Raw genomic sequence first — 13,330 nt, 5'->3', positions numbered from 1 at the left:
CTTGGGCTGCGGTCAGGTGGTCAATGTACGCAGCAGATTCTTGTAATCCTCGCGGATATCCGCGTCGGATTCCCTTAATTGCGCAATCTTACGACAGGCGTGAAGCACCGTGGTGTGGTCTCTTCCGCCGAATGCGTCGCCGATTTCCGGCAGGCTGTGATTGGTCAATTCCTTGGACAGCGCCATGGCGACCTGACGCGGCCGAGCCACCGAGCGCGAGCGGCGCTTGGAGAGCATGTCGGACATCTTGATCTTGTAGTACTCGACTACGGTGCGCTGGATGTTGTCGATGCTGACCAGTTTGTCCTGCAGGGCCAGGAGGTCCTTGAGCGACTCGCGGATCAGCTCGATGGTGATGTCGCGTCCCATGAAGTGGGCATGCGCGATCACACGCTTCAACGCACCTTCCAGCTCACGCACGTTGGAACGGATGCGCTGCGCAATGAAGAACGCGGCATCGTGCGGCAGATCGACCTTGGCCTGCTCGGCCTTCTTCATCAGGATCGCCACGCGAGTTTCCAGTTCCGGCGGCTCGACAGCCACCGTCAGGCCCCAACCGAAGCGGGACTTGAGACGTTCTTCGAGGCCTTCGATTTCCTTGGGATACCGGTCGCTGGTAAGGATCACCTGCTGCCCGCCTTCCAGCAGAGCGTTGAAGGTGTGGAAAAACTCCTCCTGCGAACGCTCCTTGCGGGCGAAGAACTGGATATCGTCGATCAGCAATGCGTCCACCGAACGGTAGAAACGCTTGAACTCGTTGATCGCATTCAGCTGCAACGCCTTCACCATATCCGCCACGAAGCGCTCGGAATGCAGGTAAACCACCTTGGCATTCGGATTCTTCTTCAGCAGGTGGTTACCCACAGCGTGCATCAAGTGCGTTTTACCGAGACCGACGCCGCCATAGAGGAACAACGGGTTGTAGCCGTGCTTCGGATTGTCCGCGACCTGCCAGGCAGCGGCGCGCGCCAACTGGTTCGACTTGCCCTCGACGAAGTTTTCGAAGGTGAAGGTGCGGTTCAGATAGCTGGTGTGCTTCAACGCGCCTTCGACCTGCACGGACCGCTCGGTACGAATCGCCGGCGCGGGCACGACCGATGCCAATGGATCGAGATTGTCGCGGGATTCCTCCACGGTCTCGATGCGCATCTGCGGAGGTGCGACAGGTGCAGGGGCTGGCGGCGGCGCCATGACAGGCGGCGGAGGCGGGGGTGCCTTCCGCGGAGCAGGGCTGCGCTTGCTACCTATTAATAAGGAAAGGGCTGGTGCCAGGCCATTGCCTCGCTCGCCAAGCAACTCGAGAAGCCGGCCCATGTACTTTTCATTGACCCAATCGAGCACGAACCGGTTCGGCGCATACACGCGCAGTTCGTCTCCATCGGCTTCAACCTGCAATGGGCGGATCCAGGTGTTGAATTGCTGGGCAGGCAGCTCATCGCGCAGGAGCTCCACGCACTGCTGCCAAAGTTCCACTGACACGGATATCCCCCAAGTCGGAAAGGTGCCGGACGCAAAAAACAGCCGTCATTGTAGCGGCCGCCCGGAAAGTTATCCACACGAAAAAGGGCGAATGGTTGAATAAAATCAAGATCTTATTCACCACCCGAAACAGCCCTGTGATTGGCATGAATCTTGTGGATAACCCTGGTTTAACCAGGCTGTTCTCCCTGGGGAAAACTCCTTGGACAACCTGCCTGTGGGTAAAAGGCCATTTCACCCCCAGCTTCTGCACGGCAACCGCACAGCCAGGACACCTCTTTTCGACAAGGTTGTTAGACCGCCCATCAACAGGCAGAATGCGCCTTCTGCGAGGTTTTCCACAGGAAGGCCGCCCACCAGTTTCTAAAAACACAACCAAGCTTTTCTTAAATTTTCCTTCCTTCTATATTCTTTTGCTCGACGGTGCTGGTTGGAAATTGACCTGCCCGCCGCGTTTCACTAGAATTGCCGGTCTCTTTAAACGGGGGCCACTTCCGGCCCGTAGTGACCACCAGGTAAAGCATCATGAAACGCACTTTCCAACCCAGCACCATCAAGCGCGCTCGCACCCACGGTTTCCGTGCCCGCATGGCCACCAAGAACGGCCGTCAAGTCCTGTCGCGTCGTCGCGCCAAGGGCCGCAAGCGCCTGACCGTCTGATTATCCGGAACGGGTGGTGAGTCAGGGCTTCGGTCGGGAAAAGCGTCTGCTGGTTCCCCGACAATTCAAGGCAGTCTTCGACTCACCGACCGGGAAGGTTCCCGGCAAGCACGTCCTGCTCCTCGCGCGTGACAACGGTCTCGATCATCCCCGCCTGGGTCTGGTGATCGGCAAGAAGAGCGTCAAGCTCTCCGTTGAGCGCAATCGCCTGAAACGCCAGATACGCGAATCCTTCCGCCACAACCTCGAGCTGTTGGTCGGGTGGGACATCGTGATCGTGGCGCGCAAAGGCATTGGCGATCTGGAGAATCCCGAGCTTAAGCATCAGTTCGGCAAACTCTGGAAGCGCCTGGCGCGCAGCCGGACTCGCCCTGAACCATCAACCGGATCAGGGGTGTCCGACAGTCCCCATGCGTAAACTGGCCCTCGTACCGATCCAGTTTTACCGCTATGCCATCAGCCCGCTGATGGCCAGTCACTGTCGTTTCTATCCCAGCTGTTCCTGCTACGCGCAGGAAGCCATCGAACAGCATGGCGTCCTGCGTGGCGGCTGGCTGACCCTGCGTCGGCTGGGCCGCTGTCATCCGTGGAATCCGGGCGGATATGACCCGGTGCCACCCGCCAACACATCCCAATCCTCTTCGATGGCCGAGTAATCATGGATATCCAACGCTCGATCCTGATCGTCGCCCTGGCAATCGTGTCCTACCTGATGGTTCTGCAGTGGAACCAGGACTACGGCCAGGCCGCCCTGCCGACCGCGGGCACCAGCGCGAACACCGCGCAAGCGACCCTGCCGGACGACACCGCAAGCGCCAAGACCAGCGACGATGTGCCGACTGCCTCCACAGCGGAGCGCAACGAGCCAGCCGTCACCCAGGTTGCCCCCAGCAGCGACCTGATCCGCGTTGAAACCGATGTGCTCAACCTGGCCATCGACCCGAACGGCGGTGACATCGTCCAGCTGACCCTGCCGAAGTACCCACGTCGCCAGGACCATCCGGACATTCCGTTCCAGTTGTTCGACAACGGTGGCGAGCGCCTCTACCAGGCACAAAGCGGCCTCGTCGGCGCCAACGGTCCGGATGCCCGCGCCAATGGTCGTCCGCTCTATAGCGCGAGCCAACGCAGCTACAAGCTGGCCGACGGCCAGGAGCAGTTGGTAGTGGACCTGAGCTTCAGCGAAGCCGGCGTCAACTACACCAAGCGCTTCACCCTGACTCGTGGCAAGTACGAGCTGCAGGTGTCGTACAAAATCGAGAACCAGAGCGCTCAGCCCTGGACCGGCAGCATGTACGCCCAGCTGAAGCGTGATGCCAGCGCCGACCCGTCCACCACCACCGCAACCGGCGTATCCACCTACCTGGGCGCGGCTGTCTGGACCCCGGATGAGCCGTACAAAAAGATCTCCATGAAGGACATGGATAAGCAGTCCTTCAAGGAAAACGTCCAGGGCGGCTGGGTTGCCTGGCTGCAGCACTACTTCGTGACCGCCTGGGTCGCGGACAAGGACCAGAACAGCGCTGTACAGACCCGCAAGGATTCCAAGGGTAATTACATCGTTGGTTTCGTGGGTTCCGCGCTGAACGTTCCGGCAGGTGCCTCCGCCGAAACTTCCGCCACCCTGTATGCCGGTCCCAAAGTCCAGAGCCACCTGAAGGCGCTTTCTCCTGGCCTGGAACTGACCGTCGACTACGGCTTCCTGTGGTTCATCGCCCAGCCGATTTTCTGGCTGCTGCAACATATCCACAGCCTGCTGGGTAACTGGGGCTGGTCGATCATCGTCCTGACCATCCTGATCAAAGCCGCGTTCTTCCCGCTCTCGGCGGCCAGCTACAAGTCCATGGCACGCATGCGTGCCGTGTCGCCGAAGCTGCAGGCGCTGAAGGAACAGCACGGTGACGATCGCCAGAAGATGTCCCAGGCGATGATGGAGCTGTACAAGAAGGAGAAGATCAATCCGCTTGGCGGCTGCCTGCCGATCCTCGTGCAGATGCCGGTCTTCCTGGCCCTCTACTGGGTGCTCCTGGAAAGCGTGGAAATGCGCCAGGCCCCGTGGATGTTCTGGATCACCGACCTGTCGATCAAGGATCCGTTCTTCATCCTGCCGATCATCATGGGCGCCACCATGTTCATCCAGCAGCAACTGAACCCGACTCCGCCGGATCCCATGCAGGCCAAGGTGCTGAAGCTGATGCCGATCATCTTCACCTTCTTCTTCCTCTGGTTCCCGGCCGGCCTGGTGGTTTACTGGGTGGTCAACAACATCCTGTCGATCGCGCAGCAGTGGTACATTACCCGGCAGATCGAGGCGGCCAGCAAGAAGGCAGCAGCCTGACAGCGACGCCAGTCAGCTTGAACAAGACGCCCCCTCTGGGGGCGTCTTGCTATCCGCCATCCGCAGATCCTTGGGTACACACAAATGAATCCTGTCCGTGACACCATCGCCGCTGTCGCCACCGCCCAGGGACGCGGTGGCGTAGGTATCGTCCGCGTTTCCGGGCCACACGCGGCTCGAATAGCCGAGGCCATCAGTGGCCGGGAACCCAGGCCTCGCTTCGCACACTACGGGCCGTTCCTCGACGCCTCCGGTCAAACCCTCGATGAGGGCATCGCCCTCTACTTCCCCGGCCCCAACTCCTTTACCGGTGAAGACGTCTTTGAGCTGCAAGGGCACGGTGGGCCAGTGGTAATGGACCTGCTGCTGCGTCGCTGCATGGAGTTGGGGGCTCGTCAGGCTCGCCCGGGCGAGTTCAGCGAGCGTGCGTTCCTCAATGACAAGCTCGATCTGGCCCAGGCCGAAGCGATCGCCGACCTGATCGAAGCCAGCTCCGAACAAGCAGCGCGCAATGCGTTGCGCTCCCTGCAGGGGGAGTTTTCCCGGCGGGTGCATTTCCTTACGGAGAAGCTGATCGAACTGCGCATTTATGTGGAGGCCGCGATCGACTTCCCGGAGGAGGAAATCGACTTCCTTGCCGACGGACACGTTCTGGGCTTGCTGGATGGCGTGCGCGATAACTTATCCACAGTTATTCGAGAAGCTGGCCAAGGGGCGCTGTTGCGTGACGGCATGACCGTGGTGATTGCCGGACGTCCGAACGCCGGTAAATCGAGTCTGCTGAACGCCCTGGCAGGACGCGAAGCGGCCATCGTCACGGACATCGCCGGCACCACCCGTGACGTATTGCGCGAACATATCCACATCGATGGCATGCCTCTCCACGTTGTGGATACTGCCGGCCTACGCGACACGGACGACCATGTGGAAAAGATCGGCGTGGAACGTGCGCTCAAGGCCATTGGCGAAGCGGATCGCGTACTGCTGGTGATAGACGCTACAGCCCCGGAGGCCACAGACCCCTTTGCCCTATGGCCTGAATTCCTGGATCAGACTCCTGACCCAGGCAAAGTCACCCTGATTCGCAACAAGGCGGACCTCAGCGGAGACTCCGTTGGCCTGGAGGTCAGCGAAGATGGCCATGTCACCATCAGCCTTTCCGCTCGATCCGGTGAGGGGTTGGAACTCCTGCGTGAGCACCTGAAGGACTGCATGGGTTATCAACAGACCTCAGAAAGCAGCTTCAGCGCTCGCCGTCGCCATCTGGAAGCCCTCCGCCAGGCAGGCTCATTCCTCGATCATGGCCGCTCTCAACTCACTCTCGCGGGCGCCGGTGAATTACTGGCAGAAGACCTGCGCCAGGCCCAGCAGGCTCTGGGAGAGATCACCGGCGCATTCAGCTCTGACGACCTCCTCGGTCGCATCTTCTCCAGCTTCTGCATCGGCAAATGACGTCACTTATACGGGGTTCTATCAAGGTCTACTGAAGCCCTTGAAACCCGCATGAATAATGGGTTTCAAGCTCTGTTGAAGCACACTGAAAGCCGTCTGATTTTATGTAGCGATTTTGGCCGGAGCCTTCCTCTACGTGGACATATGTTTCCAACGGGGGGATGGTCTGGCGTTACCGGCTGAATGGCAGGTAAGGAAAACTCACGCTGGGCAAATACCCCGCGCTCATCCTCAAGAACGCCAGGCTCAGGCGCGACGGCGCCTCCAGATGAAGACAGTGGGTGAATCGCCGGCGCAGAAGAAGCCGCGCGCCAAAGTCGCAGGCTCTGAGACACCACCCTCAGGCAGTTCGCCGAACGCTTCTTCAGGGAAATGCACATCTACAAGGCATCCCCCTGTCGAACTTCCGTCGTCAGTTCAAAATTAGCCTGCAGCTCATGACGCTGGTTCGGAAATCGGAACTGTGTTGGCCAAGAAAAAGGACGCATATCTCGAAGAGGCCGAGTGGCACATTCCTCAAGAGAGCTCAAAGACCGGCAAGCCACACATATCGTCTATCGGTCGAAGCAAGCGGTAATGCTCTTCTAAAAGTTGCTCATGCTGGCCGGCGATAGCGAATGGGTTTTGCTGGGCCGTGGTTCCCTGACCACGCCATTTGCACACAACGCGCCCAACAAGGCGCTGAAAGTATTACTCCAGGGGTGGGCCGACACCATCGATTCGCTTGTGCCTACAGCCAATATGATCGTTTCGCGGTCATGAGTAAGAAATGCCTGATGTACCGGCCATGAGCAGGTATTCAAGATTTGGGCGGAACTCTATGGAAGTCCACTGCGGTTGATTGCCGGTAGATAGTTGGGGCGGCGCTGCGGTGGATATCCACCATGCTCATCGCGCAGGGAGCGCCGCCATGGAATTCCGCAACCTCACGCCCTTCAGCGCGGCGTGCTATCGCTCGCCGGACTTGAACGGCCAAGAACACCCCGTTATTGCTCTGAAGGTCAGCCACCGCGTGGAATCGGTCGCGGACCAGCCCGGCCGATGCCGCGCCGTGGTCATCGACCAGGACTCGCTGCCGTTGTGCATGGCCGACACCTACTATGGCGAGCCAGGCACCAGTTCTGTGCACAGCAGCATCCCCCCGGTTCCCTATCCAGTTACCGCGGAACTCGATACCCGCTTGGGTATAGCGAAAAGCATGCGCGCCAAGGGCATTCCGGTGGTCCTATACGAGCGCAGCTACACGCCTAGCACCATTGGCGATGCCGCCGGCAAGACCAAGGGGGTCAAGAGCGGAACTGTGGAAGGCAAATGCCACCCGCTGGAGCACAGCGGCACCGTGCCGGCCGAGGGCCGTTACCTGGTTCGCCATGGCGACCGGTTCTGGATGAACGGGCTCTGACTTATGGCATTGGAGATCACCGTCAGTAAAAGCTGGACCGATGTAGGCAATGGCAGAACCATTGGCACCTTCCGCTCAGCGAGCGGTGTGACGGTACAGAACTATCAGGACAACACCGTCACAACCCAGGTTGAGTTGACCTATCCCGAATACGCCCAGTTGCGCGATGACTTTCTCGGGAAGTTCGGTGTCATCCTGCCGAACTATCAGCCACCGGTGATAGCCGAGACGACCAATCCCAACGGCAACACCATCGGCCGCGTGGTAGGGGAAACGCCGGCAGCCAGCGTCGCCGCTCAGGGGGCCAACCCGGCAACCGAAGAGACCGTTAACGATAAGGTACTGGACGGACTCCAGACCGGTCTGGATATCGTGGGCCTGCTACCCGGCTTCGGCGAAGCTGCCGATCTGGCCAACGCCGCTATCAGCCTGGCGCGTGGTGACTACGCAGGTGCAACGCTGTCTCTAGCAGCGGCAGCTCCTTTCGCGGGCTGGCTCGGCACTGCGGGCAAGATGGGGCGACGAGGCGCGAAGGCTGTTGAGGAAGCATCGTCCAAGACGGCGAAAGAGGCTAAGGAAGCGCCCCCAAAAAAAGCGAAGGAAGAAGCCGCCCGCAAGCAAGATTCAGGCGGGAAGGTCAATGCGAAGAGGACGCCCAAGAAAAAGCCAGAGTGCTTCGACCCGCGTCAGTCCCAGGCCTACAAGAAAATGAGCGAGGCTGAGAAACAGAAGTACCTGAAGGAATATGCCCGCCAGCTCAAGCGGCAAGAGGATGCAATCAACAGTATGTCGGCCAAGGAATTTGCCGAAGCAAGAGCAATGTTCGAGAGGACTAAAGACGCGAGCGGAGGCTCTGGACGGAATCCACTGGCTGATAAGGCACAAAGCGAGTACCGCAAGCAGCGGGGAAAAGAAATTGAAAGTAGTATCTATGAAAGTATGAGAACTAGAGGGGTAAGTGCAGAAGTTGCAAGAGCCGAAGCGAAAGCACAGAGCAAAGGCATCATGGATAAACTTACTGCATTACACGAACCCGACATGGTTGCAGGTGGGTGGCATAGCCCGGCCCCCACCGGACTAGGAGACAAGAGGGCAAATAGCGCAATTGGTGGAAGCTGGGGTCAAAAGGAAAGAGTAGAAATGCTGGAAGATGCGGCCAAAAGAGCTGTTGAACGCGGTGACGGTAAGGATATGATGAATGTTGAATTGACTATTTGCCCGCCAGGAAAAAAGGGAAAGTAACAATGCGAGACGAAGACCTTGCTCTGTTTATTGATAGCTTTGGCGAGGCTACTCACCGCACGCCAGTTCCAGAGTCAATCCTTAAACAATGGGACAATGTGCTGCCTCCAGTATTGCTTGACTACTGGAAAGATGAGGGGTGGGCTGGCTATGCAAACGGGCTGCTGTGGACGGTTAACCCAGACGACTTTGAACACATTAAAGATGCTTGGCTACAAGGTACGTCACTGGAGTCCTTTGATAAATTTCACGTGATTGCCCGAAGTGCTTTTGGCAATCTTTATTTGTGCGGAGAAAGAACGGGACGCTGTGTATCAATTATTTGCATCCACAATGAGATTCTCGCACTAAAGAACAGGTTAAAGCCCAAGACCTTGACTGCTCAGAACGTAACAATACAGTCATTATTTGGTAGTAGTGAGCCAAATGATTTTGACTATTCAGACATCCATGGACGGCAGCTCTTCGACCGAGCTGTGAAGAAGTATGGTCCTCTTGAGCCAGATGAGATGTACGGCTTCGAGCCAGCTCTGGTGCTGGGCGGCAGTTCCGTCTTGGAAAACCTGCACCGCCTAAAGCTTGACCCGCACTTACTCATTCTGCGTAACTTCGACACCCCGACGTTGCCATTCTCCAGTGTCGAACTCGAAAAGCTGATGAAGTAACCCTAGGCAGTCCTACTACGACACAGGCTGGCTGGGAGGTGGCAGGCTCATCACTTGGCCAGCCCGGCAGCGTCACCTGCTTGGAGAAGCATGGTCTAATGAACGAAAAAACGCTGCTAGAAATTAGACCGTTCGCTGGAGTCAGTAGGGTTACTTTCGGGATGCAGGCATCTGCTGTAGGGAAAGAGCTTGGGGAGGCTGATAGCACAACGAAGAACCATCTTGGTCAGCTTGTCGAATCTCGCTCATTTGCGAATTTTGGTTATTCAGTATCCTCTGAAGAGCTAGCCCATATTGGCTTGGGGCGGCAAATGGAAAATGTGTTTTTGGGAAGTACAAATATCTTCATGGATCCCGCTCAAAATGTACTCTCAGACTTAACTCTCCTAGACGACTCTCCATATATCTATCTGGGCTACGTGGTCTTTCTGAAGCTTGGAATTTCACTGACCGGCTTTCATGACGGTGATATTGACCAGAAGGCGATCTCATTATTCCCGAAAGGAGCTTGGGATAAGCGAATCCCCAGAATGAATAAACTCAAGCAAGGTGACATATAGACTTGCCTAAACCAAGAGCCTCCATCGCTAGAGGTGAGTCGGGGCGGCCGCAAAATCTGAGTGCCACAAGAGTGGCATTAATTTGTGCGATCGCATCATGCACGCTAGTTCATTCGCATCTCCTGTTGCTCCACCCCGTTCTATCTACGCAGCCGGCCCTTAGCGCTATCGCCCAAGATGCGCCTCCGTAATCTGCGTCCTTTCGTGCCCCAACTCGCGGCTGATGGTCTGCCGAGCCTGCGCATCCAGGGCACGCTGCCCGGGTGTCAGCGATCGTGCCGCGGGCCCGCCAGCGGCCGGTGCCTTCCAGCCAGTCAGCGCTTCACAACGCCAGCTGGTGCCCGTGCTCGAGCACGCGCCGCTGCTCGGCCCTGGTGATCGGAACGGTGCGCTCGCGCTCGGCCTTGGTTCAGCTGCCCTTGAGCGCAATATGGTCGCCCCCGTCCGCGTAGCCAGGCTGGCACTCGATGCCGAAGGTCCTTCCCTTCTTATCCACAGACGACGTGACTGCCCGCACTCCGGGCGGTCCGTCGCTGCCTGTCCGCACGAAAAATCCCCTTCCTGAACCCTGTTGATAAGTAAGCTATAACCCAGTCCATAACCCTGGTGAAAACCCAAGGGATAAATCCCCTGTGCATAACCCATCATTGCGTGCACAGCTTTCTGACGGCATACACAACGGCTACTGGCAGGAATGTAACAGGCTTATCATTCCCTACAACCACCGTCGTTGATGGTCTGGAATGACTTATCCACAGAAAAGGTCTTCCCTAAGGAATAAACATAAGAACAAGCTTTTTAAAAAATTCTTCTCTTTTGTTTTCTTTTACCCACAGGGACATTTCCACAGATGGATAACTTTCCTGGAAAAGCTCGAACCGGACACGTTGGCTATTTTTTGGCCAGACGGCTTCAAGCGAATGGGGAAATTCCCCTATACTGTGCGGCTTTCTCTATTTCCCAGCCTTGAACAGGCACGAGGTGCGCGGTGGATTTTCCTTCCCGTTTTGACGTGATCGTGATCGGTGGCGGCCATGCCGGCACTGAGGCCGCCTTGGCAGCCGCACGCATGGGCGTGAAGACCCTTCTGCTTACCCACAATGTCGAAACCCTCGGCCAGATGAGCTGCAACCCGGCCATTGGCGGTATCGGCAAGAGTCATCTGGTCAAGGAGATCGATGCCTTGGGCGGGGCCATGGCGACGGCCACCGATCTGGGCGGCATCCAGTTCCGAGTGCTGAACAGCCGCAAAGGCCCAGCGGTACGTGCTACCCGTGCCCAGGCGGATCGCGTCCTCTACAAGGCAGCCATTCGCGAAATCCTCGAGAATCAGCCGAACCTGTGGATATTCCAGCAGGCCTGCGATGACCTGATCGTCGAGAACGATCAGGTGAAAGGTGTAGTGACCCAGATGGGTCTGCGTTTCATGGCAGAGTCCGTGGTGTTGACCACCGGAACCTTCCTCGGTGGACTTATCCACATCGGTCTACAGAACTATTCCGGCGGCCGTGCCGGTGATCCGCCATCCATTGCCTTGGCCAAGCGCCTTCGCGAGCTGCCGTTGCGCGTCGGTCGCCTGAAGACCGGCACCCCGCCACGGATCGATGGCCGCTCTGTGGATTTCTCGGTGATGACCGAGCAACCAGGCGACACGCCGATCCCGGTGATGTCTTTCCTTGGCTCCAAGGAACAGCACCCACGCCAGGTGAGCTGCTGGATCACGCACACCAACGCGCGCACCCACGAGATCATCGCCAGCAATCTCGACCGTTCGCCGATGTACTCCGGGGTGATCGAGGGCATCGGCCCGCGCTACTGCCCGTCCATCGAAGACAAGATCCATCGCTTCGCCGACAAGGACAGCCACCAGGTATTCCTCGAACCGGAAGGGCTGACTACCCACGAGCTGTACCCCAACGGCATCTCCACGTCGTTGCCGTTCGATGTGCAACTGGAGATCGTGCGCTCCATCCGTGGCATGGAGAACGCCCATATCGTGCGCCCGGGTTATGCGATCGAATACGACTACTTCGATCCCCGCGACCTGAAGTACAGCCTGGAAACCAAGGTCATCGCTGGCCTGTTCTTCGCTGGCCAGATCAACGGCACCACCGGCTACGAAGAAGCCGGCGCCCAGGGCTTGCTCGCAGGCGCCAACGCCGCATTGCGTGCCCAGGGTAAGGACGCCTGGTGCCCGCGCCGTGACGAGGCCTACATCGGCGTGCTGGTGGACGACCTGATTACCCTGGGTACCCAGGAGCCTTACCGCATGTTCACGTCGCGCGCCGAGTACCGGCTGATCCTGCGTGAAGACAACGCGGACCTGCGCCTGACCGAAAAGGGCCGAGAGCTCGGACTGATCGACGACAAGCGCTGGGCGGCCTTTGAAGCCAAGCGCGAAGGCATCACCGTTGAAGAACAGCGTCTGAAGTCCACCTGGGTACGCCCCGGTACACCGGAAGGTGATGCCATCGCCCAGCGCTTCGGCACACCCCTGGCCCATGAATACAATCTGCTCAACCTGCTGAGCCGCCCGGAAATCGATTACGCCGGCCTGATCGAAGTCACCGGAGGTGGCGCCGAGGACCCGCAAGTGGCCGAGCAGGTCGAGATCAAGACCAAGTACGCCGGTTATATCGATCGCCAGCAGGACGAAATCGCCCGCTTGCGCGCAAGCGAAGACATCCGTCTGCCCGATGACCTGGACTACGCGAGCATTTCCGGTCTGTCCAAGGAGATCCAGCACAAGCTCGGTAACTCCCGGCCGGAAACCCTCGGCCAGGCAGGTCGCATACCCGGCGTCACCCCGGCAGCCATTTCCCTGTTGCTGATTCACCTCAAGAAACGCGGCGCTGGCCGTCAGTTGGAGCAAAGCGCCTGATGTCCCTGGTTACCCAACGCCATGCCGACGAACTGTCCCATGGCGCCGAGCAGCTTGCTGTCGAACTGTCCCCGGAGAAGCAGGAAAAGCTCCTTGCCTACCTGGCCTTGCTGATCAAGTGGAACAAGGCCTACAACCTGACCGCTGTGCGCGATCCTAATGAAATGGTCTCGCGTCACCTGCTCGACAGCCTCAGTGTGGTCTCCCATGTGGCCGCGCTTGGGGATAACTGGCTGGATGTCGGCAGTGGCGGTGGTATGCCCGGCATCCCGCTGGCCATCCTGTTCCCCGAACGGCGCTTCACGTTGCTCGATTCCAACGGCAAGAAGACCCGCTTCCTCACCCAGGTGAAGCTGGAGCTGAAACTCGCCAACCTCGAAGTTGTCCACAGCCGAGTCGAGGCCTTCACACCGGAGCAGCCGTTCGACGGTATCGTTTCTCGTGCCTTCAGCTCCCTGGAGGATTTCAGCAACTGGACCCGACACCTGGGCGACGGCGAAACCCGCTGGTTGGCCATGAAGGGATTGCACCCGGATGACGAGCTCCAGGCACTGCCGGCCGACTTCCACGTCGAGACCGCGCATCAGCTGGATGTTCCCGGTTGCCAAGGTCAGCGCCATCTGCTGATACTGCGCCGCACGCTATGAGGGG

General features: G+C 58.5%; 12 protein-coding genes and 1 pseudogene. 11 read left to right on the top strand and 2 right to left on the bottom strand.

Translation table 11 applies throughout. The features are described 5' to 3' along the window. Positions 1–12: 12 nt before the first annotated feature. Complete coding sequence (gene dnaA, locus DM872_RS22070) at positions 13–1,479, bottom strand: chromosomal replication initiator protein DnaA (protein ID WP_179061428.1); 1,467 nt, start codon at positions 1,477–1,479, stop codon at positions 13–15. Positions 1,480–2,004: 525 nt separating this feature from the next. Here dnaA and rpmH point away from each other — a divergent pair. The 9 genes from rpmH (at position 2,005) to DM872_RS22025 (ending at position 9,798) form a co-directional block, all read left to right on the top strand. Continuing rightward, entirely contained in the window at positions 2,005–2,139 is a 135-nt protein-coding gene (gene rpmH, locus DM872_RS22065; RefSeq protein ID WP_003290924.1) for a 50S ribosomal protein L34, read from the top strand. 13 nt (positions 2,140–2,152) lie between these two features. Further along, the gene (gene rnpA / locus DM872_RS22060) at positions 2,153–2,557 is read left to right on the top strand and encodes a ribonuclease P protein component (RefSeq protein WP_179061427.1); all 405 of its coding nucleotides are present in this window, start codon (positions 2,153–2,155) and stop codon (positions 2,555–2,557) included. Further along, positions 2,550–2,795 (top strand): membrane protein insertion efficiency factor YidD, encoded by a 246-nt coding sequence (gene yidD / locus DM872_RS22055; protein WP_179061426.1) that lies wholly within the window; start codon positions 2,550–2,552, stop codon positions 2,793–2,795. The genes rnpA and yidD overlap by 8 nt, the downstream gene beginning before the upstream one ends. Before the next feature lie 2 nt (positions 2,796–2,797). Continuing rightward, positions 2,798–4,477 carry a membrane protein insertase YidC gene (gene yidC, locus DM872_RS22050; RefSeq protein WP_179061425.1) on the top strand — a complete coding sequence of 560 codons (1,680 nt, stop codon included), beginning with the start codon at positions 2,798–2,800 and terminating at the stop codon, positions 4,475–4,477. Positions 4,478–4,561: 84 nt separating this feature from the next. Next, positions 4,562–5,929 carry a tRNA uridine-5-carboxymethylaminomethyl(34) synthesis GTPase MnmE gene (mnmE, locus tag DM872_RS22045; RefSeq protein WP_179061424.1) on the top strand — a complete coding sequence of 456 codons (1,368 nt, stop codon included), beginning with the start codon at positions 4,562–4,564 and terminating at the stop codon, positions 5,927–5,929. Between the two features lie 910 nt (positions 5,930–6,839). Continuing rightward, complete coding sequence (locus DM872_RS30565; protein WP_256873452.1) at positions 6,840–7,331, top strand: PAAR-like domain-containing protein; 492 nt, start codon at positions 6,840–6,842, stop codon at positions 7,329–7,331. Between the two features lie 3 nt (positions 7,332–7,334). Further along, positions 7,335–8,573 carry a polymorphic toxin type 15 domain-containing protein gene (locus DM872_RS22035; RefSeq protein WP_179061423.1) on the top strand — a complete coding sequence of 413 codons (1,239 nt, stop codon included), beginning with the start codon at positions 7,335–7,337 and terminating at the stop codon, positions 8,571–8,573. Between the two features lie 2 nt (positions 8,574–8,575). Beyond that, on the top strand, positions 8,576–9,238 hold the full coding sequence (locus DM872_RS22030) for a GAD-like domain-containing protein (RefSeq protein ID WP_179061422.1): 663 nt from the start codon (positions 8,576–8,578) through the stop codon (positions 9,236–9,238). 98 nt (positions 9,239–9,336) lie between these two features. Next, positions 9,337–9,798: a hypothetical protein gene (locus tag DM872_RS22025; RefSeq protein WP_179061421.1), complete on the top strand. Its 462-nt coding sequence runs from the start codon at positions 9,337–9,339 to the stop codon at positions 9,796–9,798. A gap of 165 nt (positions 9,799–9,963) precedes the next feature. Here DM872_RS22025 and DM872_RS30560 read toward each other — a convergent pair. Continuing rightward, positions 9,964–10,279, bottom strand: a pseudogene (locus tag DM872_RS30560) (integrase); the annotation flags it as partial. Positions 10,280–10,786: 507 nt separating this feature from the next. Between DM872_RS30560 and mnmG the strand changes: the two are divergent. Then, positions 10,787–12,679, top strand: a complete 1,893-nt coding sequence (gene mnmG / locus DM872_RS22020) for a tRNA uridine-5-carboxymethylaminomethyl(34) synthesis enzyme MnmG (RefSeq protein WP_179061420.1) — start codon at positions 10,787–10,789, stop codon at positions 12,677–12,679. Beyond that, complete coding sequence (gene rsmG, locus DM872_RS22015; protein WP_179061419.1) at positions 12,679–13,326, top strand: 16S rRNA (guanine(527)-N(7))-methyltransferase RsmG; 648 nt, start codon at positions 12,679–12,681, stop codon at positions 13,324–13,326. Before mnmG ends, rsmG begins: the two co-directional genes overlap by 1 nt. Positions 13,327–13,330: the final 4 nt, after the last annotated feature.

It is taken from the genome of Pseudomonas taiwanensis, assembly GCF_013393345.1.
GTDB lineage: Bacteria > Pseudomonadota > Gammaproteobacteria > Pseudomonadales > Pseudomonadaceae > Metapseudomonas > Metapseudomonas resinovorans_C.
This window is presented reverse-complemented; position numbering and strand designations above follow the sequence as displayed.

Bases quoted from the DNA above. Each gene is read 5' to 3' on its own strand.
- rpmH (WP_003290924.1), top strand. From the start codon at position 2,005: ATGAAACGCACTTTCCAACCCAGCACCATCAAGCGCGCTCGCACCCAC.
- yidD (WP_179061426.1), top strand. From the start codon at position 2,550: ATGCGTAAACTGGCCCTCGTACCGATCCAGTTTTACCGCTATGCCATC.
- yidC (WP_179061425.1), top strand. From the start codon at position 2,798: ATGGATATCCAACGCTCGATCCTGATCGTCGCCCTGGCAATCGTGTCC.
- mnmE (WP_179061424.1), top strand. From the start codon at position 4,562: ATGAATCCTGTCCGTGACACCATCGCCGCTGTCGCCACCGCCCAGGGA.
- DM872_RS30565 (WP_256873452.1), top strand. From the start codon at position 6,840: ATGGAATTCCGCAACCTCACGCCCTTCAGCGCGGCGTGCTATCGCTCG.
- DM872_RS22035 (WP_179061423.1), top strand. From the start codon at position 7,335: ATGGCATTGGAGATCACCGTCAGTAAAAGCTGGACCGATGTAGGCAAT.
- DM872_RS22030 (WP_179061422.1), top strand. From the start codon at position 8,576: ATGCGAGACGAAGACCTTGCTCTGTTTATTGATAGCTTTGGCGAGGCT.
- DM872_RS22025 (WP_179061421.1), top strand. From the start codon at position 9,337: ATGAACGAAAAAACGCTGCTAGAAATTAGACCGTTCGCTGGAGTCAGT.
- rsmG (WP_179061419.1), top strand. From the start codon at position 12,679: ATGTCCCTGGTTACCCAACGCCATGCCGACGAACTGTCCCATGGCGCC.